18 protein-coding genes are annotated in these 21,578 nt (G+C 65.1%); 6 read left to right on the forward strand and 12 right to left on the reverse strand.

The window, feature by feature from the left end:
• Positions 1–254: 254 nt before the first annotated feature.
• The 5 genes from IT430_08550 to IT430_08570 all read right to left on the reverse strand — a co-directional run bounded on the left by IT430_08550 (position 255) and on the right by IT430_08570 (position 7,904).
• Positions 255–1,274 (reverse strand): AAA family ATPase, encoded by a 1,020-nt coding sequence (locus IT430_08550; GenBank protein ID MCC6907973.1) that lies wholly within the window; start codon positions 1,272–1,274, stop codon positions 255–257.
• A gap of 67 nt (positions 1,275–1,341) precedes the next feature.
• Entirely contained in the window at positions 1,342–2,085 is a 744-nt protein-coding gene (locus IT430_08555; protein MCC6907974.1) for an SIMPL domain-containing protein, read from the reverse strand.
• 181 nt (positions 2,086–2,266) lie between these two features.
• Positions 2,267–4,108 (reverse strand): cytochrome c biogenesis protein CcsA, encoded by a 1,842-nt coding sequence (ccsA, locus tag IT430_08560; protein ID MCC6907975.1) that lies wholly within the window; start codon positions 4,106–4,108, stop codon positions 2,267–2,269.
• Positions 4,105–6,543: a hypothetical protein gene (locus IT430_08565; protein MCC6907976.1), complete on the reverse strand. Its 2,439-nt coding sequence runs from the start codon at positions 6,541–6,543 to the stop codon at positions 4,105–4,107. Before IT430_08565 ends, ccsA begins: the two co-directional genes overlap by 4 nt.
• Before the next feature lie 116 nt (positions 6,544–6,659).
• The gene (locus tag IT430_08570) at positions 6,660–7,904 is read right to left on the reverse strand and encodes an amidohydrolase family protein (protein MCC6907977.1); all 1,245 of its coding nucleotides are present in this window, start codon (positions 7,902–7,904) and stop codon (positions 6,660–6,662) included.
• A 126-nt stretch (positions 7,905–8,030) separates the two neighbouring features.
• Between IT430_08570 and IT430_08575 the strand changes: the two genes are divergently transcribed.
• Together IT430_08575 and IT430_08580 are read left to right on the forward strand one after the other, a co-directional pair.
• Entirely contained in the window at positions 8,031–8,879 is an 849-nt protein-coding gene (locus IT430_08575) for an OmpA family protein (protein MCC6907978.1), read from the forward strand.
• Positions 8,880–8,982: 103 nt separating this feature from the next.
• Positions 8,983–9,561 carry a superoxide dismutase family protein gene (locus tag IT430_08580; GenBank protein ID MCC6907979.1) on the forward strand — a complete coding sequence of 193 codons (579 nt, stop codon included), beginning with the start codon at positions 8,983–8,985 and terminating at the stop codon, positions 9,559–9,561.
• Positions 9,562–9,621: 60 nt separating this feature from the next.
• On the opposite strand, the gene IT430_08585 is transcribed toward IT430_08580, so the two are convergent.
• Both IT430_08585 and IT430_08590 read right to left on the reverse strand, forming a co-directional pair.
• On the reverse strand, positions 9,622–10,389 hold the full coding sequence (locus tag IT430_08585) for a hypothetical protein (protein MCC6907980.1): 768 nt from the start codon (positions 10,387–10,389) through the stop codon (positions 9,622–9,624).
• Between the two features lie 98 nt (positions 10,390–10,487).
• Positions 10,488–12,257, reverse strand: coding sequence for a 30S ribosomal protein S1 (locus IT430_08590; GenBank protein ID MCC6907981.1), 1,770 nt, complete (start codon positions 12,255–12,257; stop codon positions 10,488–10,490).
• A gap of 438 nt (positions 12,258–12,695) precedes the next feature.
• Between IT430_08590 and IT430_08595 the strand changes: the two genes are divergently transcribed.
• Both IT430_08595 and cysK read left to right on the forward strand, forming a co-directional pair.
• Positions 12,696–14,714, forward strand: a complete 2,019-nt coding sequence (locus IT430_08595; protein ID MCC6907982.1) for a sugar transferase — start codon at positions 12,696–12,698, stop codon at positions 14,712–14,714.
• A 114-nt stretch (positions 14,715–14,828) separates the two neighbouring features.
• A complete protein-coding gene (cysK, locus tag IT430_08600) occupies positions 14,829–15,806 on the forward strand; it encodes a cysteine synthase A (GenBank protein MCC6907983.1) in 978 nt (325 codons plus the stop codon).
• A gap of 100 nt (positions 15,807–15,906) precedes the next feature.
• Here cysK and IT430_08605 read toward each other — a convergent pair whose 3' ends face one another.
• Positions 15,907–16,776, reverse strand: a complete 870-nt coding sequence (locus tag IT430_08605) for a fibro-slime domain-containing protein (protein ID MCC6907984.1) — start codon at positions 16,774–16,776, stop codon at positions 15,907–15,909.
• A gap of 260 nt (positions 16,777–17,036) precedes the next feature.
• Here IT430_08605 and murA point away from each other — a divergent pair, with 260 nt between their 5' ends.
• Together murA and IT430_08615 are read left to right on the forward strand one after the other, a co-directional pair.
• Positions 17,037–18,365, forward strand: coding sequence for a UDP-N-acetylglucosamine 1-carboxyvinyltransferase (murA, locus tag IT430_08610; protein ID MCC6907985.1), 1,329 nt, complete (start codon positions 17,037–17,039; stop codon positions 18,363–18,365).
• 133 nt (positions 18,366–18,498) lie between these two features.
• Positions 18,499–19,320: a hypothetical protein gene (locus IT430_08615; protein MCC6907986.1), complete on the forward strand. Its 822-nt coding sequence runs from the start codon at positions 18,499–18,501 to the stop codon at positions 19,318–19,320.
• 87 nt (positions 19,321–19,407) lie between these two features.
• Here IT430_08615 and IT430_08620 read toward each other — a convergent pair whose 3' ends face one another.
• From IT430_08620 to IT430_08635, 4 genes are all read right to left on the reverse strand, one after another.
• A complete protein-coding gene (locus tag IT430_08620) occupies positions 19,408–19,680 on the reverse strand; it encodes an HPr family phosphocarrier protein (GenBank protein ID MCC6907987.1) in 273 nt (90 codons plus the stop codon).
• A gap of 96 nt (positions 19,681–19,776) precedes the next feature.
• Positions 19,777–20,250 (reverse strand): PTS sugar transporter subunit IIA, encoded by a 474-nt coding sequence (locus IT430_08625; GenBank protein ID MCC6907988.1) that lies wholly within the window; start codon positions 20,248–20,250, stop codon positions 19,777–19,779.
• 31 nt (positions 20,251–20,281) lie between these two features.
• Entirely contained in the window at positions 20,282–20,584 is a 303-nt protein-coding gene (gene raiA / locus IT430_08630; GenBank protein ID MCC6907989.1) for a ribosome-associated translation inhibitor RaiA, read from the reverse strand.
• A 67-nt stretch (positions 20,585–20,651) separates the two neighbouring features.
• On the reverse strand, positions 20,652–21,578 hold the full coding sequence (locus tag IT430_08635) for a DUF502 domain-containing protein (protein ID MCC6907990.1): 927 nt from the start codon (positions 21,576–21,578) through the stop codon (positions 20,652–20,654).

A 21,578-nucleotide genomic window follows, 5' to 3' on the forward strand; every position in this document is an offset into this window, starting at 1 on the left:
TGCGCAGAGCAACCGGTTTCATCGTTCACTCCTCCATAAGGGCTGGGGTCTTTGCGGTCCATGAAGGACTGCGATTTGGCGCACTCTAACAGAAAGTCCACCGGACTGTCAAGCGGCGTCTTTGAGGAAAGAGCCGCACGACGACCGTACCGACCCTCAGGCCCACAACCGAAGCAGAACCGGAACTCCGTCGGGTGGCGCAGCGGAAAAAAGCGCAGGCAAGGCATTCCTGCGTGAGCAGCCGTCGCGCGAAGTCAGGCCCCCACGCCCACGCCGGCGTCGACCGGCAGCGTTTCGAGGATGTTCTGCAGCACCGAATCGGTGCTCAGGCCTTCGGCTTCGCCTTCAAAGTTGAGCAGGCAGCGGTGGCGCATGGCGGGGAGCGCAGCGCGCTTGATGTCGTCGACGGCGACGTTGGCCCGGCTGTCGAGCAGCGCGAAGACCTTGCCGGCGAGGACCAGCGCCTGGGCGGCGCGGGGCGAGGCGCCGAAGCGCAGGAACTGGTTGACCATCGGCGTGGCGTACTGTTCGTTGGGGTGCGTCGAGAGCACCGCGCGCACCGCGTAATCCTGCACGTGCGGCGCGACGATCACCTGCCGCACCAGCCTCTGATAGTTGACGATCGAGGGCCCGTCGAGCACTGACTGAATCTCGGGCGACTCGCTGCGCGTGGTGCGGTTGAGGATCTCGGAGAGTTCGTTGCGCTTCGAGTAGCCGACGTTGAGCTTGAAGAAGAAGCGGTCGAGCTGGGCCTCGGGGAGCGGGTAGGTGCCTTCCTGCTCGATGGGGTTCTGCGTGGCCATGACGAAGAAGGGCTGGTCGAGCATGTGCGTCTCGCCGCCGACGGTCACGCTCTTTTCCTGCATGGCTTCGAGGAGGGCGGACTGGGTCTTGGGCGTGGCGCGGTTGATTTCGTCGGCCAGCACCATCTGGGCGAAGATGGGCCCCTTCTGGAAACGGAACTCGCGGCCGTGTTCGGTCTCGACGACGATCGTCGTGCCGGTCACGTCGGCGGGCATGAGGTCGGGCGTGAACTGGATGCGCGAGAAATCCAGCTGCAGGGCCTGGCTGAGGGAGCGGATGAGCAGCGTCTTGCCCAGGCCGGGCACGCCTTCGAGCAGGCAGTGGCCGCCGACGAAGAGGCAGACGAGCACGCCGTCGATGATCTCCTCGTGGCCCACGATCATCTTCTGGACCTGCGACTTGACCTTCTGGTAGTCCTCGCGGAACTTCTGCGCCTGGGCTTCAACGGCTGCTGGATTGCCTGTGGCCATGCGAATCCTCCTCGTGTGGGCGATGATAGGCGGACAGCAGCCTCGCCGGGGACGGCCCTGCGGCCCGCTAGTCGATGGCGTACTCCAGCGTGACCACGGCCTTGGTCACCTTGCGCAAACTCTCGGTGTCGTTCATTCCCGTCGAACTCACCTCGGTCGAGTAAGCGGGGGTAATCTGGAAGACGCCCTGGCTGGCGCCGCGCAGCGCGCCGACGTGATTGCCGCTGCCCGTGACGAGGCGCGCCGCGCGCTCGCGGCCGTTGGCGGTGGCTTCGGCCAGCAGTTCGAGTTTGAGGTCGTCGAGTTTCGTGTAGAGGTACTGCGGGGCGTTGGCCTGCAGTTCCACGCCGCGCCCGATGAGGGCGCTGGCGTCGCGCGCAGCCTCGGCCACCGTCTCAACCTGGGGTGATTCGATCGACAGACGCTGGGTGAGGACGTACGACTCGATGGCGTTGGTGGCGTTGCCGCGCTCGTCATGCGCGTGCAGCGTGTCGATCTCCACGGGCGCCAGCGCCACGCCGGCGGCGCTGAAGCCCTTTGACTCAAGGTAGGCGAGCAGTTGTGACCGGTTCTCTTCAAGGCGCGCGTACGCCGCGACGAGTTCCGGCTCGCGACTGACCAGGCGGGCCGACCACGTGGCGAGGTCGGAAGTGATGTCGCGCTCGGCATATCCCTTGACGGTGATCGTCTGGCCGCGGATGCGGACGCGCTCGAAGCTCCGCCTCGCCAGTTGCGTGGAGATGACGACGCTGAGGGGCAGCGTGAGGCCGAAGATGATGAGCCAGAAGAGATTGAGGCGCGACGATGACATGACCGACTCCTGTGGGCGGCGCGAACGGCAGAATTGAAATGGAGAAGCAGCCGTCTATCGACGCAATGGGCGCGAGAGCCGCAATCGATAACTGCGGACGTGGAGATCGCCGGGGAGCAACGGTTGTCGTTGACCGGACGTTGATACCCGCCTGCGCGGGTATGACGACGCCCTGTCTCGCTCACGCGTACGCGTGCAGCCCCGGCAGGAGGAGGTTCACGCCGAAGTAGGTCCAGAGCATGATGAAGAAGCCGACGATGCTCAGCCACGCGGTCGTCAGGCCGCGGTTGGGCGCGGCGAAGCGCACGTGGATCACGATGAGATAGACGATCCAGGTGATCAGCGCCCAGGTCTCCTTGGGGTCAAAAGCCCACCATCGGCCCCAGCTGTGATCAGCCCACCATGCGCCCAGCAGGATGCCCACGCCGAGGATCCAGAACGCGAGTTGGAGGATGACCATCTGCGCGTGGTCGAGGTCGCTGAGCAGGCGCTGGCGGCCGACGTTGACGGGCCCCCCGCCGTCGCCGGCGCTGACGGTCACGGTGCCGACCCCGGCCGCGGCAAGCTGGACCGTGGCGGCGCTGCGGCCGGCGAGGTAGTGCACGAGCAGGTACACGATACTGACGATGAACCCCAGCGCGATCATGCCATAGCTGAACAGCACGATGTTCACGTGGTAGAAGAGGATGTAACTCGTGTTGAGGATCGCCGCCTCGCGGCCGATGTCGGCGCCCGGAATACCCTTGAGCGTCGCGGCCATGAGCGCCAGGAAGCCCACCCCCGCCGCGGCGACGCCGAAGATCGGCTGGCGGCGCACGAACATGGTGATGGTCGCAAAAAGGCAGGCGCCCAGGCTCAGGCCCCACATGGACTCAAACTGATTCTGAATCGGAATGCGCTCAGCCAGCACCCAGCGGATGACAAAGCCCGTGAGGTGGATGGCCAGGCCGGCCAGCAGCAGGCCCACGCCGAGGCGCTGGAGCGTGATGCGGCCGGTGCCGAAGGCGATGAGCAGCGCGACCAGCGCGAGGAAGTAGAACGTGTAGCCGAAGATGAAGTTGTTGCCGCCGTTGTAGAGGCGCTCGAGTTGCCCGCGCCAGGCGGGGGGATAGTGCTCGGCGTTGATGGCCGGCACGATCACGGCGATGTCGCGCACAAGCGTGTTGACCTTCTGCGCGTCGCGGGCCCGCCAGGCGTTGCCGAGCTGGACGAACTTCGAGTTGAGTTCGGCGTTGCGCGAGACGTGCATCCAGTCGCCGTCCTCGCTGGCCGGGGCGATGAGCAGCAGCGTGGCGTGCGGGTCGCTGAAGCGGTTGAAGGAGGTGAGCAGTTGCGACATGCCGCGCGCAAAGGTGAGATCAGCGCGGAACGGGCCGTTGATGAGTTCGGCCTGGCTGATGATGATGTTGGGGGAGAGGCGCGTGGCTTTCATCCACCGCTCCTGCGTGCCCGGGTCCTTGGGAAACGCGGTCTCGACGATGCCTCGTCGCATCGGCAGGTACTCGACGCTGATGATCGGCTTGTCGAGGTAATACGGCTGGTCGGCCATCAGATCGAGGTAGGTGAACAGCGCCGCATACTTGAGTTTGTGCGGCGAGGAATCGCCGCTGCTCTGCACGACGTCGTGGTAGTAGCTGTGGCCGGTGATCTCGCTGATCGTGTCGCGCGCGACGGTGTCAAGAATGGCCACGCGGCTGTTGTGCATCACCGCCAGTCCGGCCAGGGGCGAAAGGTCAACGCTACGGGCAAAATCGTACTTCTGAGCCGGGCTCGAGTCAGACTTGAACCGCTGCGGCGAGGCGGCCAGCGGGTTGCTCATCGCGGCGTTGAACATCTCGGTCGGATGCGCGTTGCCCGCCGGGCCGCGCTGCGGCGCTGCCGCGGCGCCTTCGCTCTGGCTGCCCAGACCGGCGTGCGGGTCGGGCGCCGCGTCGTCCTGCGCCAAAGCGCCCGCGGGCGCGAGCAGCGAGGCCGTGGCGGCTGCGAAGACGGCCATGATTCGGGCGGCGGCGGTGATACTCATGCGTTGGCTCCCACCAGTTCTTCAGAAGGCGTTGCGGCGCTTTGGCGCGCGGGTCGGGGGTACTGGCCCTTTTCGAGCTGCTCCTGGATGACTCTCTTGCGCCGGCGATTGAGCGCGGGCTTGATGTAGAACGCCCACGGGATGCCCACGCCAATGAGAATCGCCCCCACTGCAATCACGTAGATGCCCGGGTTGTTGCCCACGCCCAGCACGGTGAATCGCTGATTCACCGGGTCCCATCCCGCCTGGCTGAACTTGTACTGCTCGGGCACCACGAAATTGCCCAGCCACGCGAGGCTGTTGGCGGCGAAGTTGCGCTCGTCATTCCACTCGAACGGCCGGCGGTAGATGTAGGGGCGATTCAGTTTGGTGATGTGCTCAGAGCCCTCGCGGTCGTCGGGTCCGCTGTAGACCTGCACGGTCGAGATGTAGTCGCGCGGCGTCTCGGTGCCGGGATAGGGCACCATCTCGAAATCCTTGAGCGCCAGGGCGAAGCTCGGCAGGGCGCGGCGAAGCCGGCCGAACGCGAGGTTCACCAGCCCCACCTCCGGCACATCCACGCGCTCGATGCGCAGAAACTCGTAGTCGGAATCGAGATACTGGTTGAACGGCAGCCAGCGCTGCATCGTCGTCTTGGTGCCGTCGGCGCGGCGGACGGAAATCTCGACGTCGAGAAAGGCGTGGAAGTACGTGCCGCGCGCGCTGCGGTCCTGCTCCTCGGCGGGCACGGAGATGACGTCGAGGCGCTGCGTGGTGCGGGCCCAGAAGTCGTCGAATCGGAAGCGCATTTTCGTGCCTTCGAGTTCGCCGACGATCGAGTCGCCGTCGGACACCGCAAACTCCTGCACCTGCCCGCCGGGCACGCGCTCGATGACGCGGTACTCGGGCTTCTGTGCGTCCTCCTGCACGACCCAGAGATACGTCTGGCTCGCGTCGAGATAGACCACTTCGATGGCAGGATCCGGCGGCACGCGCCGGGGCTGCTGGCCCGCAGCGCCGGGCAGGAAGTCCTGCGAGAGTTCGGGGTACTGGTGCAGCACGCTGCGGGTGAACGTGCGGCCGTCGGGGGCGGTGAGTTGAAAATTGAGCCTCGCCGATGAAGCGCCGCGGTACCCGGCCGACACCAGGGCGAGACCTTCGCTGGGCGCCTGCATCTGCTGCATGTCAATCTTCCAGCCCGTGTCGCCGACGTCGATGTGCTGGCCTGGGCGGATGGTGTAGGTCTGCTCGAATTCGGGACCCGGCAGCCGCACGATGATGGCGTGATCGCCCTCGCCGGGGAAAGGCGTGGTGAGGTCGGCCAGTCGCTTTGCGGTTGGCTCGACGAGATGCTCGACGGTGAGGCCGGGCAGATGGGCCGCGCCGGAGGCGCGGCTCTGGGGCATGCCGCCGATGAGGCGCTGGTTCCAGTTGAAGTTTCGGCCGTCGCTGCCTTCGAGTTCGAGGTGCACATCCAGAGACGGGTTGATGGCGCCGTCGCCGTTCACCCAGGTTGGATGCTGCACGCCGTAAGGGATCACGCCGACCACGTCGATCTCCAGCGAAGGCGGGAAGAGCTCGGCGAAGTGTTCCTGCGCGTGCATGGCGATGTCCGGCGCGTACTCCGAGCCCGCGGGGGCGTCGTTGTAGCGGGCCAGGCCCTTGAGCGGGTGCACGAAGAGGCGCGCATCGCCCTGCCGCCACGCGTACACGGCCGGGACAATGGCGTCGTAGAAGACACTCTTGGGCGGGCTGTTGCGCACGAGCCGGATGTCACCCTCGACCTTGCCACGCTCGTAGAAGATGCTGCCCAGCGCGATGAGCACGATGCCGGTGTGCACGGTGAGAACGCCGATGTTGAGGAAGGTGAACTCAATGCGGCGGATGGTCGCGGTGACCATGTTGAGAACAAAGGTGACGAGCACGAGTTTGAAGGGCCACCAGGCGTAGAACTCGATCTCGCTCATTTCCCACGAGGGCAACTGGCGGAGCACCGTGCCTCGGTACTGCTCGACGAAGTCGGCAAAGAAGCGCACGCCGCGCGCCGGATGGCCGGTGGCTGCGACGGCCGGCTCGTAGCGGATCAGCGGCCAGAGGGTGACGTACCACAGTTCAAAGGCCGCCAGCGCCACGCCCAGGCCGAGGACGAAACGGAGCGCAAACCTCCACTCGCGGCTCAGTCCCTGGCCGATGACCACACCCAGGCACCACTGCGTGCCGCCGACGGCGACGACGACGAACAGCAGCAGGGTGAAAAGTTCGAAGAGTTTGGTGGGGATCATCGCCCACAGCCCGATCGGGACGCTGGCCAGTGAGCCGTAGAGGGCGATGAGCACGAGCAGGATCACCGCAAGGGTGATCGAGCTGAAGGCGGTGAGGATCCACCGCACCGGGGTCAGCGCGCCGGTCAGGTGCTGCTGGTCCCACGATTTGACTCGCCGCCACTTTGCGCTCATTGAACTCGATCCACCGGGAGGTTTCGCCGCGCCTGGGCGACGGGCCCAGAACTATAGTGCGCGCCGGGGGCGATCAGGGCGCAAAAAGGCCGTGATCGGGGCTCGACCCCAGCCAATCACCACGCTTGCACCACCCACTCGATCGGCCCGGGCTCATGGAGCACCTGTACGAGCGCATCAGCCGGGTCGTTCGGATCGAACTCGACGGCGATGAGCCCCGCGCAGGGGCCGGGCTGGAGGGTGACCAAATCCCAGTCGAATCCAAGCGACGCCGCGCCGCCAATCGTCGCACACGCAAGCAGAGCCACTGCGCCTATCCGATCGCGGCGGTGCAGCAGTGACACTTCATCAAGAATCGAGATGCGGTCGGTGCGGTCGAGATTGATCGCCGAGTCCGTACCCAGCGCGAAGCGACGCCACACTGGTTCGGGCGGGAAGCGGTAGGGAGCACGTCCAAAATAGGCGGTGGCGCGAGGACAATGCACGATCGACATTCCCCGCAGTTCAGGAAGAAACTGCAGGCGCTGGTCAACGTCTACGTGGTTCATGTGAACGGCCAGCCATCGCACCGGCCTGATGAATAGGCCGGCGATCGCTTCGAGGGGATGTTTGCCCAGCGGCTCAATGGACTCATCCCATCGGTCGATGCGCCGCAGGAAATCGGCGAAGGGCCCGGTCGCAGTGCGCGCGAACTCGATTTCGGCTTCCGTCTCGGCGAGGTGGGTCGAGAACGGCACGCCTCGTGACTCCGTCAGGCGAATCGCGGCCTTGTACACGTTCAGTCCCGCGCTGTACGGTGCGTGAGGCTGAAGACCGAGTTGGACGCGGTGATTCCGGTCCACTGGAAACTCGGTGCACGTGCGCTCCATCGCCTCAATCGCCTGCTGCTGGCGGCTGCCGAGGCCGAAGAACTCGACGAAACTCACGCCGTGGAGCCGGCCGTCGGCGCGGAGCGTCTCAAGAGGCACGGTCGAACCGACGCCGGCAATGTCGCCGATGATCGCCGTGCCCCCGGCGATGCTCTTTTCGATTCCCAGCCGCACCGCCGCCTTGATCGCCTCGCGTCCGATCGGCCGGCTGGCCATGACCATTTGGATCCACTCGATGAAGTCGCCGCAGTACGGCATCGGGCCGATGCCGGTCAGATCGAGATGGGCGTGGGCGTTGACGAGGCCGGGCAGGATGAGATGGCCCGGCCGCTCGATCACGGTCGCGCCGCCCGGGCACGGGACGGCCTCGGGCGGGCCGAAGGCGATGATCCGCCCGTCACGCCAGTGGATGGCGCCGGGGCGGGCTGGCGGGCCGATGGCGTCCTGAATGGCTCCGGCGAGGATGTAGAGGTCGTTTTTGACGCTGGACATGCGACTTGGCCGATGCAGAGCGGCGCGGGAGAGTTTCTCGCCAGACCCCCGTACGATACACTCCATCGCGGTCGCGGCGACGCTTTCGCTGCCGCTGATGCCCCCCACGAGGAAGGATGGACCACCATGAGGTTTCTCACCGCGACGCTGAGCCTGGCCGCATTGATCGGCGCTTCGAGCCTGACCGGCTGCACCCAGGGCACCGTGGATGATCTGCGCAACGCTAACCGCGTGCAGGCGGCGCGGATCGCCGAACTTGAGCAGAATGTCGAGTCGCTCAACTCGACGACGCAGGCGCTTCGGCAGCAGGTCAAGCAGGCCGACTCCAGCGCCCTCGAGGCGGAACGCCGCCGCGCCGAGGCGGCGTCGCAACTGCAGTCTGCCATGGCGATGTACGCCGATCTCGAAGAGCGCCTCAACAGCATCGACCCGGTTATGCTGCCGCCCGAACTCGACGAGGCCCTGCGCCAGCTCGCCGCGGCCCATCCCGAGCTCATGGTGTATGACCCGAAGCGCGGCATGGTGCAACTGACCAGCGATCTCACCTTTGACCTTGGCAGCGCCGATCTCAAGGGTGAAGCGCAGAGTTCGCTGCAGCAACTGGCTGACGTGCTCAAGGGCGCTTCGGCCTCGACCTATGAAGTGCGCATCGTTGGCCACACCGACAACGTGCCCATTCGCAACGTCGGCACGCGCGCCAAGCATCCCACCAACGTGCACCTTTCCGTCCACCGCGCCATCAGCGTGCGCGATGCGATCGTCGGCGCCGGCGTCGCGCCGGGACGATGCAGCGTCGCGGGCTGGGGCGAGTTCCGCCCGGTGGTGGCCAATCCGGCGGCCGGCGGCGCGCGGGCCAACCGGCGCGTCGAGATCTTCCTCGTACCCTCCACATACACGGGCGGGGGAAGCGAAGGCACGCCTGAAGCCGCGCCCAGCGCCGAGCCGGTTTCCGCCGAACCCGAGCCGCTGAAGTAACCCATCCCATCCAGTAGTCCGATCTCTTACGGCTCATCCCTGCGGAGCGGTCTAGAGTTGCCATTCAAAGTGGCAAGTTTGACCAAACCGACAGGGGAAAGCAATGTACAGGCAGCAACTCTTCGCGCTGACGACGGCGATCGCGCTGAGCGCTTCATCGGGGCTGATCGGATGCTCGTACAACGATCATGATGCAGAGCCGAGCCAGGCGTGGATGGGCATCCACCGCGCCACCGCCGCCGTCCAGCCGACGGAGGGCAGCACGGTCTCGGGCGTCGTCACGTTCGAAGACGTCAGCGGCGGCGTGCGCGTGCACGCGGAGATCACGGGCCTGACGCCCAATTCCAAGCACGGCTTCCACATCCACCAGTACGGCTACTGCGGCTCGACCGATGCGCTGTGCACCGGCGGGCACTTCGACCCCGCGAACACGAATCACCACGCCATGCCCGGCGCCGGCGAACGTCATCACGCCGGCGACATGGGTAACCTCGAGGCCGACGCCAACGGCAAGGCCGTATATGACGCGGTGATCAAGGGCTTGTCCGTGGCGGGCAGGCACGGCGTGCTCGGCCGGGCCGTGATCATCCACGCCAACCCGGATGACGGCGGACAACCGACGGGCAACGCCGGCGGCCGAATCGGCGTGGCCACCATCGGCATCGCCCAGCCGGGCCAGTGAGTTGCTGTCTGTCCCGGCCCGGAGTGCCGGGGCTTTTCGCCCCGACTATGCCCAGGACACTCATTCCGCCGGCTGCACTTCGAACTTCGACACCTTCTGCTGGCGGGCGAACTCGCCGGTGATCTTCATTTCGCCCGATTCGGGCTCGCGGCCGTGGGCGCTGAGCCAGCGCTGGCCCTCGGCGAACATGACGCCGAAGTCGTCGCCGGACATCTCCGCGGCCGAGTACTCCGCCCGCGCGATGGGGATCAGGCGAAACAGGGGCTCGCCCTCCTTGATCACGACGCGGTCGATCGGCGAATCTTCGATGCGCGGCAGTTCGATCACGCCGTGCCACGGATGGGCCGGGTAGTACCAGTCGCACTCGATGATCGCCTCGATGACCGACCACCGCCGGGGCGGCGAGATCGCGTGCGTCGCGGGCACGGCCTTGATGAGCAGCATCTCGTCGGGCTCCGTGCGCAGGTACAGAAACGTGCTGACCTTCACCTGGTGGCGAATCTGCGCGTACACCTCATCGGTGATCACGTGCGGCCGCTGCTGGGAGCGCTCCCAGAACCACGCGTTGAGTTGAGGATGCGGCGTGACGCCGTCATCGAACTCGACGTCGGATTCGACTTCGACCGCTTCTTCAATGTCCCAGTTGCCTTTCTTGTCGCGCAGAAACGTCATGGTGAACGGGTTGATGACGTCCCAGCCAAAGGCGTTGGCGGCGCGGATGGGCGGGCAGTGCTCCGGCCAGCCGCTGCCCTTGCCGCGCTTGATGTACGCGGGCTTGGCGGGACGCGGGTGGGGCAGATCGGCGTGGAAGCGGAAGTATTCGAGCATGCGGCGATTGTAGTGTGGCGGCGGCTCACGTTGCGCGCATGAAGAGGCCCACGTTCAGCGAACGTGGGCCCCTGTAAAAGCGAAACTGGCGACTTGATTCAGAGCTGGATCTTGTCGGTGCCGAGGGCGCCGTGGTCGTCCATGCCGCCGCGCATCGGGCCGCCGGGCTGCACGTGGTCGCGATGCTTGGGCTGGCCGGGTTCGGGCTGGCCCGTGCTGTCGCCCCACTGGGCGCGCTTGAGAGAGAGGCCGATCTTGCGATCGTCGGTATCGACGCGGAGAATCTTGACCTCGACCTCTTCACCCTGCTTGACGACATCCTGCGGATTCTCGACCTTCTGGTCGGAGAGTTCGGAGATGTGCAGCAAACCTTCGAGGTCTTCCTCGAGTTCGACGAAGACGCCGAAGTTGGTGATCTTGGTGACCTTGCCCTTGACGACCATGCCCGGCTGGTAGGCGCCGGGGATGGCGGTGATCCACGGGTCTTCGGTCAGCTGCTTCATGCCCAGCGCGACGCGCTGCTTTTCCTGGTCCACTTCGAGGACGACGCACTTGACGGTGTCGCCCTTCTTGAAGATCTCGTTGGGGTGCGCGATCTTCTTGGTCCAGGAGATGTCCGAGACGTGCAGCAGGCCGTCGATGCCCGGCTCGATCTCGATGAACGCGCCGTAGTTGGCGAGGTTGCGCACCTTGCCCTCGACGATCGTGCCCACCGGGTACTTCTGGCTCATGATCTCCCAGGGGTTGACCTGGAGCTGCTTGATGCCCAGCGAGATCTCCTGCTTGTTCTTGTTGATGTTGAGAACGACCACATCGATCTCTTCGCCGACCGAAAGCAGTTCGCTCGGGTGGTTGATGCGCTTGGTCCAGGACATTTCGGAGATGTGCACGAGGCCCTCGATGCCGTCTTCGAGCTTGACGAAAGCCCCGTAAGAGACGATGTTGACGACCGTGCCTTTGACCTTGCTGTTGATCGGATAGCGATCCTCGATGTCATCCCAGGGCGAGGGCTGCATCTGCTTGAGGCCCAGGGCGATCTTTTCCTTTTCGCGATCGATGGAAAGAACCTTGACTTCGAGTTGCTGGTCGATGGAGACGACTTCGCTGGGGTGGTTGATGCGGCCCCAGGACATGTCGGTGATGTGGAGCAGGCCGTCGATGCCGCCCAGGTCGATGAACACGCCGAAGTCGGCGATGTTCTTGACGATGCCCTTGACGACGTCGCCTTCGGTCAGGCCGGCGAGCAGGCGGTCGCGCGCCTCGCCGCGCTCTTCTTCGATGAGTTTGCGGCGGCTGATGACGATGTTGCGCCGCTGCTCGTCGATCTTGAGCACCTTGGCGCGGATGGTCTTGCCGAGGAAGTCCTTGATGTCGTTGGGACGGCGCACGTCCACCTGCGACGCGGGCAGGAAGACCGGCACGCCGATGTCGACAAGTAGGCCGCCCTTGATCTGCCGAAGCACCTTGCCCTCGACGATGTCGCCCTCGTTGCACTTCTCGAGGATGGTCTCCCAGCCCCTGATGCGGTCGGCCTTGCGCTTGGAGAGCATGACCAGGCCGTCTTCGCCCTCGATGGCTTCGAGCAGAACTTCGACTTCTTTGCCAACTTCGATTTCCGACGGGTCATCGAACTCGGTCTTGGAGACGAGGCCCTCGGACTTGAGGCCGATCTCGACGACGACGTTGTCGCCGGCCATGCCCACGATGCGTCCCTTGAGAATGGAGCCGGGAGTGAGGTCCGAGAACTGCTCGGCGAGGAGCGAGTCCATGTCAAAGGTCTCAGCACTCGGGCCGAACGCGCGTTCGAGCAGGGCTTTGGCGTCGCTGTCCGAGACGGACAGATCGCCAATCAAGTTGTGATCTACCATGGAGTTACCACTTCTGCGATATGCAAAAACAACAGAGTTGCCCCGAACAGAAGCGGCCCGGCTTCCAAAACCGGGTGAAACCGCATTCGAAGGGCATTCGAATAGGATAGCGCCGCCGGCCGAGTTCGTCCTCGATTCCGGGAGCTGGTTCGGGCAGCGGCACGGGGCAGCGTTGCGAGAGTCCGGCAGGCCGTATCGGGCCAAAGTCCTCGTATTTGTTCAGAGCGGGGGAATCGAGGCGCAGTTTTTGCTAAATCGGGTGAAATCCACTTTCATTTCGCCATCTTCGGCGCATAATGTTGCCCGAGGGGATCATCTCGCGCTTCGGCGGTCCTCATGTCGTACCGCCCGTTCGCATCTGCCAGGAGCCGATTCAGGCCGAGGCACACATTCGCGAGCGACCGGGTGCACCGTAGCGCGGGTTCGGGAGAGATAGCCTTGACAGGCTTTGGGTCGATTCAACTTTCCGCTGCGGTGGCGGCTGCCGCGTGTCTGCTCTGTCCGCTTGCCGGGCGCCTGATCATCAAGTGGCAGGCGCCGGATGGCTGGCGCCGGCCGCTGCATCCTGCGCTGCTGTTTCTGGCTTTGTGCCTGCTGGGCGGCGCGACGATGGTGGTCGGCTGGGCGGACACCTTCACCCGCGCCGACGCCGTCATGCTCGCCGTCATCAGCCTGGCCATCGGCTTTGGGCTGACGGGTGAGCGCTTCCTCGCCCGCCGCGCCGTCAAGGTGACAGCCCAGTTTGTACTCGCCTGCATGATCGCCCTCGTCGGCGTGCACCTGCCGGTAACCGCCGGCGCGTATCCCGTCATCGACGGCCTGTGCACGGTGCTGCTCATCGTGGGGCTGCTCAATCTGCTGGTCGTCATCAACTTCCTTGACGGCCTGACTTCGCTGGTCGTCTTTCTGCTCTCATCGTGCTCGGCGATCATCCTCAACCTGAGCATGGGCACCGGCCAGCTGGGCGATCCGGCGGGGGTGGTGTTTGCCTTGTCGCTGTGCGGATTGAGCCTGTGGTTCTTCATCTACTCGCGGCCGAGTTCAAAAGCGTACGTCGGCGACTACGGCACGATGATGCTCAACATCGGCCTGGGCCTGCTGCTCATCCGCATCGCCGTGGTGCGCGATGAAGTGCTTTCGGGCGCGGTGTTCAACAGCCCCGCTCTGCTGCTTCCCCTGCTGCTCACCATTCCGCTGCTGCTGGCAAGCGTGCACCGCGAGCAGAAGGCGTTCTTCCGCCGCTCGCGCCTGGCGCTGATCCTCATTCTGCTGGGCCACCTGCCCTACCTGCTGCCCCTGCTGACGGATTCGCCCAACCGCGTGATCATGACCGCGAGCCTGATGATCGGCTCGGTCATTCTGTGGACCGGCGTGGTCACGCAGGGCCGGATGCTGCGCGGCTGGTCGATGCGGTGCATGGCCGAACCGATCGCCGACACGATCTGGATCGCCGCGCGCATGCTCATCGTGAGCCTGGTCGTGGCGTGGCTGTTTGGCATCAGCGCGTGGGTGGTGGTCGGCTCGGTCGTGGCGACCAGCGGCCTGCTCATGCTCCAGGTCGCCTTCTGGCGCCGGAACATAGACGCGGAGGAACTGCCCGAAGTGGTCATCTTCGGCCGGCACGAGGATTACCGCAAGGCCCAGTTCATCTTCCTCAACTGCGAAGACCTGTTCGGCCGGCGGCGGGCCCGGCGATCGCGCATCGGGCTCAACTCCAAGCACCTGCGCAGCGAGGTCATGGCCGAACTCAAGGCCGGGCACACCTGCCTCATCCTCGCGCGCACAGCCCGAGCGTCGCTGCTGGGCCTGCAAAGCTACGAGGATCTTATCTTCGCCGGCGACTGCCTGCTGCTGCGCCACCTTGACGAGACGATTCGGCCGCGGCGCATCCCGCACGTCGTCGATTTCATGCAGGACGCCACTCACCGGTTGGCCGCGCTCATCGGCATCCTCTTCTTCGCGCCGGTGTGCCTCGCGGTCGCGGCGGCGATCCGGCTCGAAGACGGCGGGCCGATCTTCTTCCGCCAGCGGCGCCTCGGCCAGAGCGGCAGGCGCTTCACGCTCTACAAGTTCCGCTCCATGCGAGTCGATGCGCCACGCTACGGCGAGAGCCCGACGACCAGCGCCGACGCCCGCGTCACCCGCGTCGGCCGCATCATCCGCAAACTGAGCATCGACGAACTGCCCCAACTCATCAACGTGCTGCGGGGCGACATGCGGCTGGTCGGTCCGCGGCCCGAAATGCCCTTCATCTGCTCGCGCTACACGCCGCATCAGCGCCAGCGCCTGCTCGTTCCCGCCGGCGTGACCGGCCTTTGGCAGATCAGCCCGCATCGCAACGCGCCGATCCACGATCACGTCGAATATGACCTCGCCTACGCGCAGGCGCGCGGGCCGGTTCTCGACGCGGCTGTGATCATCGCCACGCTGCTCAGCGCGCTCAAGAGCGGGTTCTGATTTACATTCCAACCGCCTCCCACCTGGATCGCCGCCTGCAGGCGGTCGCTGGCACCCGCCCCGCCGCCGGTGTACCGTTTCGCTTTGTCCGAACCTGCGGCGGAAGGAACCGAAATGACCAGTGCCGTCGATCGCACCCACGTGCTGCGCGAGCAAACCTATGACTCGATCCTCGGCGTGATCGGCAATACGCCAATGATCCGCCTGAACCACCTGGCGCCCGAAGGCGGTGCGACGGTGTATCTCAAACTCGAGTTCCTCAACCCGCTGGCGAGCGTAAAAGACCGCATCGGTCTGGCGATGATCGAAGCGGGCGAGCGCGATGGTCGAATCAATGCCCAGACGCACATCATCGAACCCACCAGCGGCAACACCGGCATCGCCCTCGCGTTCGTCTGTGCCGCCCGCGGCTACCGGCTGACGCTGACGATGCCCGAGTCGATGAGCCTCGAACGACGCGCGATGCTGCGGCACCTGGGAGCGACCATCGTGCTCACGCCGGCGGCCCAGGGCATGGGCGGCGCCATTGAGCGGGCCCGCGATCTTGTCGCCGCCGACTCCAATGCGTTCATGCCTCAGCAGTTTGACAATCCGGCCAACCCGGCAATTCACGAGATGACGACGGGGCCGGAGATCTGGGAGGATTCCGGCCGCGACATCGACGCCATCGTGGCCGGCGTGGGAACGGGCGGGACCATCACGGGCGTGACGCGTTTCATCCGCCGGCACAATGCGGACTTCAAGGCGATCGCCGTGGAGCCGGCGGACTCGCCGGTGATCTCGGGCGGCAAGCCGGGCCTGCACAAGATCCAGGGCATCGGGGCCGGATTCATCCCGCGGAACCTCGACACGACGCTTCTCAACGAGACCGTCACGGTGACCAACGACGAGGCGTTCGAGTGGAGTCGGCGGCTGGCGCGGCACGAGGGCATTCTGGGCGGCATCAGCACCGGCGCCAACGTGTGCGCAGCGCTGCGCGTGGCCGCGCGTCCTGAGTATCGCGGCCGGAAGATCGTGACGATTGCATGCAGTTTCGGCGAGCGCTACCTGAGCACGCCGCTGTTTGCCGGCGAGACCGATCCGCGGCCGTAGCGGCGCAGAAAACGAACGGCGCCCCGAACGGGGGTCGGGGCGCCGCGAGTGTCGATCCTCCAACAACCGGCCCGCATGGACAGGCCGCGATCGCTGTGCATCAGTCGTACAGAGCGCTGACGGTCGGCATGGTGTCCGATTCGAGTTGGAGGCTCGTATCAATCCGGAAGTTCGACTCGGTGCGGTGGCGTTCGGCGAAGAAGAAGTCCAGAGTGCAGGCCTGGCCGTCGGTCAGGTCGAGACGATCGAGTTCGACCACCTGGTTGACCTTGCCGTGGACGCCGCCGATGTCAATGACAAGTTCGCCATTGATGAACACCCACACGTCGTCGTCGCCGTAGAAGGAGAACACCTGGCCGGCGCCTTCCTTGTAGGTGAACTTTGTGTGCAGCTCCATGGTGAAGTGGAAGTTGTGGTCCGGCGAGCCGCCCGAGTTGCCGTACAGCTGGTGGTCGATCGGGAAGAACGAAGTGTTCTGATAGGTGTAGATGGGCATCTCTTCCGTGCCGCCCGACTTGGTCAGGGTGACGGTGATGGGCTGGCTGAGATTCAGGCCCGGCACGTCGCGGTACCACTGGGCGAAGGATTCGGCGGACGTGATGCCGCCCTTGTCTACGGCCGAACCGAGGCTGCCGGCGGTGTCGCCCATCGAATGGTCGTAGAGCGCGGGCAGGATGGCCTGGCCGGCCGCGTTGCGCCACTGGCTGAGCACCTTGTGGCCGCCGCCAACAAAGACGGGCTTACGCTCTTCATCGAGCACCGATGAGATGTTGCCCATGTAGTGGCCGTAGCCGCCTGCGGGCACCGCTTCGAAGTCGGGATGGCCGCCGTTCTTGGTGCGCTCGATGAAGTCGCGGACGACGCCGGACAGTTCGAGCGTCTCCGGCGGACCTTCTTGCGCCAGCAGTGCGCCCGTTGGCGCGAGAAGGCCCATTCCCACGATCGCGAACAAGGCTTGGTTGCGTTTCATCATTGCTTCCTTCCATCAACAGATCAGACTGCAAGGCTTTGACAAGGCCTTCTCAATCCAACACCCTCCAATGTACAATTCATTGCCGCGCCTTGCCGGGCGTGAAGATCAGAAAGCCGGCGAATGGCGTGAAGCCGTAACGCCTGTGCCGCCTGGCGAAACTTCCCGCGATTCCTGCAGCCGCAGAGGCCTCCCGGACGATGCAATGGCGTTCGGACGCGATAGGATGTGCACGGCCAGGCGAACTGAGCGGGGCGATTATGGATACCTTTGTCATCGAAGGCGGGCGACGCCTCAAGGGGCGACTGACGGTCAGCGGGTCCAAGAACGCGACCCTGCCGATCATGGCGGCCGCGCTGCTCACGGATCAGCCGCTCACGCTGCGCGATGTGCCCGACCTGCGCGATCTGAGCAACATGCGGGGATTGCTCACCGAGCTCGGCTGCGACGTTCAGCAGGACGGCAACCTCACCCGGCTCCACGTCGTCGATGAGACCGCCAGCCACGCCCGATACGAAATCGTCCGCACCATGCGCGCGAGCATCTGCATTCTCGGACCGCTGCTGGCCCGCCGCAAAAAGGTCCGCGTCTCGATGCCCGGCGGCTGCGCCATCGGTGACCGGCCGGTCGATCTGCACCTGCGCGGCCTGCGCGCGCTCGGGGCCGATATCCACCTCGAAGGCGGCGACATCGTCGCCACCGCCGAGGAACTCACCGGCGCGACGATCTTCCTCGGCGGGCCGGCGGGCTCGACGGTTCTCGGAACCGCCAACGTCATGTCCGCCGCCACGCTCGCCAGGGGCACCACCACAATAGAGTGCGCCGCGTGCGAGCCGGAGATCGTCAACCTCGCCGACACGCTCATCGCCATGGGCGCCCGCATCGAAGGCGCCGGCACGCCGCGCATCACGATTCATGGCGTCGATGAACTCGGACCCGCCGAGATGCGCATCATGCCCGATCGCATCGAAGCCGGCACGTACATGATCGCCTCGGCCATCACCAACGGCCAGGTCACCATCGACAACTGCCCGCTCGATGCGCTGCTCGCGGTGCTCGACCGGCTCGAGGAGATCGGCGTGTCGGTGACCCGCCTCGACCCAGCTCAGCCGGCCAGCCGCTGCAGCGTGATGGTCGAGACGAGCCGGCGTCTCAACCCCGTGCAGGTGACGACCCAGCCTCATCCGGGCTTCCCGACGGACCTGCAGGCCCAGACGATGGCGCTGCTGTGCCTGGCGGACGGCAACAGCATCGTGACCGAGCGCATCTACGAGCAGCGCTTTCTGCACGTGGCGGAGTTGAGCCGCATGGGCGCGAGCCTTCACCGCCAGGGTTCGACCGTGGTGGTTTCAGGCGTGCCGCACCTCATCGGAGCGCCTGTGATGGCCAGCGATCTGCGCGCCTCGGCTTCGCTGGTTCTGGCCGGTCTCGCGGCCCGCGGCCGCACCGTCATCTACCGCGTCTACCACCTCGACCGCGGCTACCAGCGGATGGAAGAGCGCCTGCGGGCGCTGGGCGCTTCCATCGAGCGCGTGCCCGAAGACCAGGTGCCCAGCGACGTGGCGCACGCCGCCGGCGCCGCCGGCTGATCGCCAGCAGGCGCCACCACCCGACGGATCGCAATTGGCAGCGGCGTCTCGGCTGATGCAGGGGTAACATTGCCCCACAATCTGGCCTGAGCTGCTCAGCACTGTCACCCAAAGACCCTGGATGGATTTTGCGATGACGACGGCGCCGAAGATGGATATGCCCGCACTGCCCCGACCTGCCGCTCAATCCGATCTGACGCGGACGCGGATCCACGATCTGCCCGTCGTTGTCTGGCTCGGCCTGCCGCTGGCTCTTGTGGCGCTGCGACTTCTCTCACCGATGCTCGGGCTGGAACGCTGGGAGATGATCATGTCCGACGAATTCGGGCTTGTCGAACTGTGCACCGCGGCGGTGCTTGTGTTCGGCATCATCATCGCCTGCATGATCATGCGACGCCGTCGCTCGCTGCCCCGGCTGGCAAGCGTGGCGATGGCGCTGGGCGGATTGAGCGTGCACTACTTTCTGGGTGAGGAGATCAGTTGGGGACAGCACTATCTCGGTTATGCCACGCCCGAGAGCATCGCAAGCCTGAACTCGCAGGAAGAGTTCAATCTGCACAATCTTGATCTGCCGGTCGATCTCTTCGACAACATTCCCCGGCAGATCATGCTCATCGCCACGTTTATTGGAGGCGTCTTCCTGCCTCTGCTTTGGCGCCAGCGCCTGGAGCGGCCCGAGGCGCGCCAGACGCTCGAATACTGGATCGTTCCCAACTATCGACTGGTTCCGATCTCCCTGCTCGCCGTGTTCTCCAACATTCCCGCCAAGTTGATTGGCGAAGACGCGTCCGGAGCGTTTGCCGAGGGGTCATACCTGTCCATGGTGTTCCTCCTCGACATCGGCGAAACCAAGGAACTTGCCTTCGCGGGCGTGATGACGCTCTATCTCTTGTCCGTTCTGCTGCGCGTCCGATCACTTCCCTCGCAACAAGCGACAGACGCTTCGACATCCTGACCTGAGGCAGCCGGCCGGATCCATCGGCTCCCTCCAACGGCCAGAGCCTCTCACCCGCTCGCCCCGTCACGCGCTCACCTCCGCGGCTTACTCTTCGTCAAAACCTCGCTCGACGAGTTCGATGAGCGCCTTCAGGGCCTCGCGGCAGTCTTGCCCGCTCACTTCGATGGTCAATTCCGTGCCTTTGGTGGCGGCGAGCATCATCATCTGCATGATCGACTTGCCATCGACCTTTTGCGCATCGCGGCGGACGCAGACGTCGGACTTGAAGTTGCTGGCGGTTTCGACAAAGGACATCGCCGGACGGGCGTGGAGTCCGAGCCGGTTGCGGATGATCACTTTGGCCGTGGCGTTGGACAAGCGCCGAAACCTCCGGGGGAGACTGCATCTCGGCCGGCAGACACGAGCCGGCCGCTCGGGATGGCGTGCGATGATCACCTGACTCGGCGCGGCCGCTCAGCCCAGTTGCTGGTTATCCGCTTCGCGAATCAGGGTAATGATGTCGTCCACGCTCGAAACCTGGCGCAGGAATCGACGGAACGTATCCTGGCTGAGGTTCTGGAAGATGATCTCCATGGCCCGCAGGTGATCTTCGGGCTGATCACCCGGGCTCAGCAGCAGCACCACGGAGTAGACCGGCTGACGGTCGAGGGCGTTGAAATCGACGCCCTTGCTGCTCACGCCGATCGTGGCGGCCATGCGCTTGACCGACGCGTGCTTGACGTGAGGGACGGCGACGCCCTTGCCGAATCCCGTCGAGCCGCGCCGCTCGCGCTCGAGGATGGCCTCGATGAGTTCGTCGCGGTGACCTTTCTCAACGACGCCGGCGGCCAGCAGGGCGTCCACCAACTCCGCCACCACCTCGTCGCGGGTGACCGCCGCGAGAGACGGCACCAGAGCCGACTCGACCATGATCTCGTGCAATTTCATTGGCGATTGTACCCCGATTCCCAGCCCCGCATCAGCCCGGATGCTTGCGGTTGCGCGTCATCTCCTTGTACTCCGCCAGCTGCCGGCTCAACTTATCGACGACGGAGTCCAGGCAGGCATGATAGTCCATGCCGTGCTCGCGACCGATGAACGGATCATGCCGGTCCACGTGGGCGATGACTTCGATCTCGAATTCGCGGCCGGGCTTGTCGATGACGACATCCACCTGCTGGATGCGATCGTAATAGCGGGTGAGCCGGTCGCACTTCTTGGAGGCGTAATCCTCCATGGCGGCACTGACGTCGAGATGCTTTCCCGTCACAGTGATCTGCATGTCTGAATCCTTAGCACCGGATTAGCGGGTTTGTCAACACGGTTGAGTCTCTGCTTTGCGAACCCCTTCAGGCCGGGCTGCCCTGATCAGGCGTCTGGACCGGGGCCTTGGCCGGCCCGGCCGACCGCTTCGCCGGCGCTGCCTGCGCCACCGCAAGCACCTGGCGATCGGGGATCAGCACGCCGCCGCTGACAGTGAATCGAAGCGCTTCCTCCACGGTAATGTTCAGTTCGCAGATCTCGCTGCGCGGCAGAGTGATGGTGTAGCCCGTAAATGGCGTGGGCGAACTCGGGATGAAGACGGTGACGAGCTCGCCTGGCTGGGCTTGGGCCATCGGCGCCATGTCGATCATCGCGGGTCCGGTCAGGAAACCCAGCGACCAGATGCCTTTGCGCGGATACTCGACGATGACGACCCGGTTGAACTCGACCTTCGTCTCGCCGAGCATGAAATCGACGAGTTGCTTGACGTACGGGTACACCTGCTTGAAGATGGGAACGCTCGAGACGATGCGCTCCAGCCGGGCGGCGATGCGCCGGCCGACGAACCCGCCGAACACGCGGCCGGCGAGATAGAACAGCAGCACGGCCACGATCAGGCCGATGGCATTGAGCCAGATGTGCTGGTCCCACCACGTCTTGAGGTCGTTGCGACGGACCTCCGCCTTGAGCGCCTCGCCTTCGAGCCGGGGCAGCTTCTGCACGTTGCGGCGATCGATCTCCGCCTGGACCTCTTCATCCGTAACGTGGTACCACGCCGGATAGTGAGCCGCCGCCCAGGCCGGATCGTCGCCCGGCCCGCGGATGATCAGCGGCGTGGTCTTGATGATCGCCAGGCGCGTGACCGAGTTGATCGGCTCGGCGATGCGGGTGCTGACGAACTGGTAGGCGTAAACGACGATCCAGATGGTGAGCACGGATGGGAGCAGAATCGCCAGCCCACGCAGGAAGAACACCTTGAAATCGCTCGAGAACGATCGTTTGGGCGACTTCAT

The organism is Phycisphaerales bacterium (assembly GCA_020852515.1).
Lineage (GTDB): Bacteria > Planctomycetota > Phycisphaerae > Phycisphaerales > UBA5793 > UBA5793.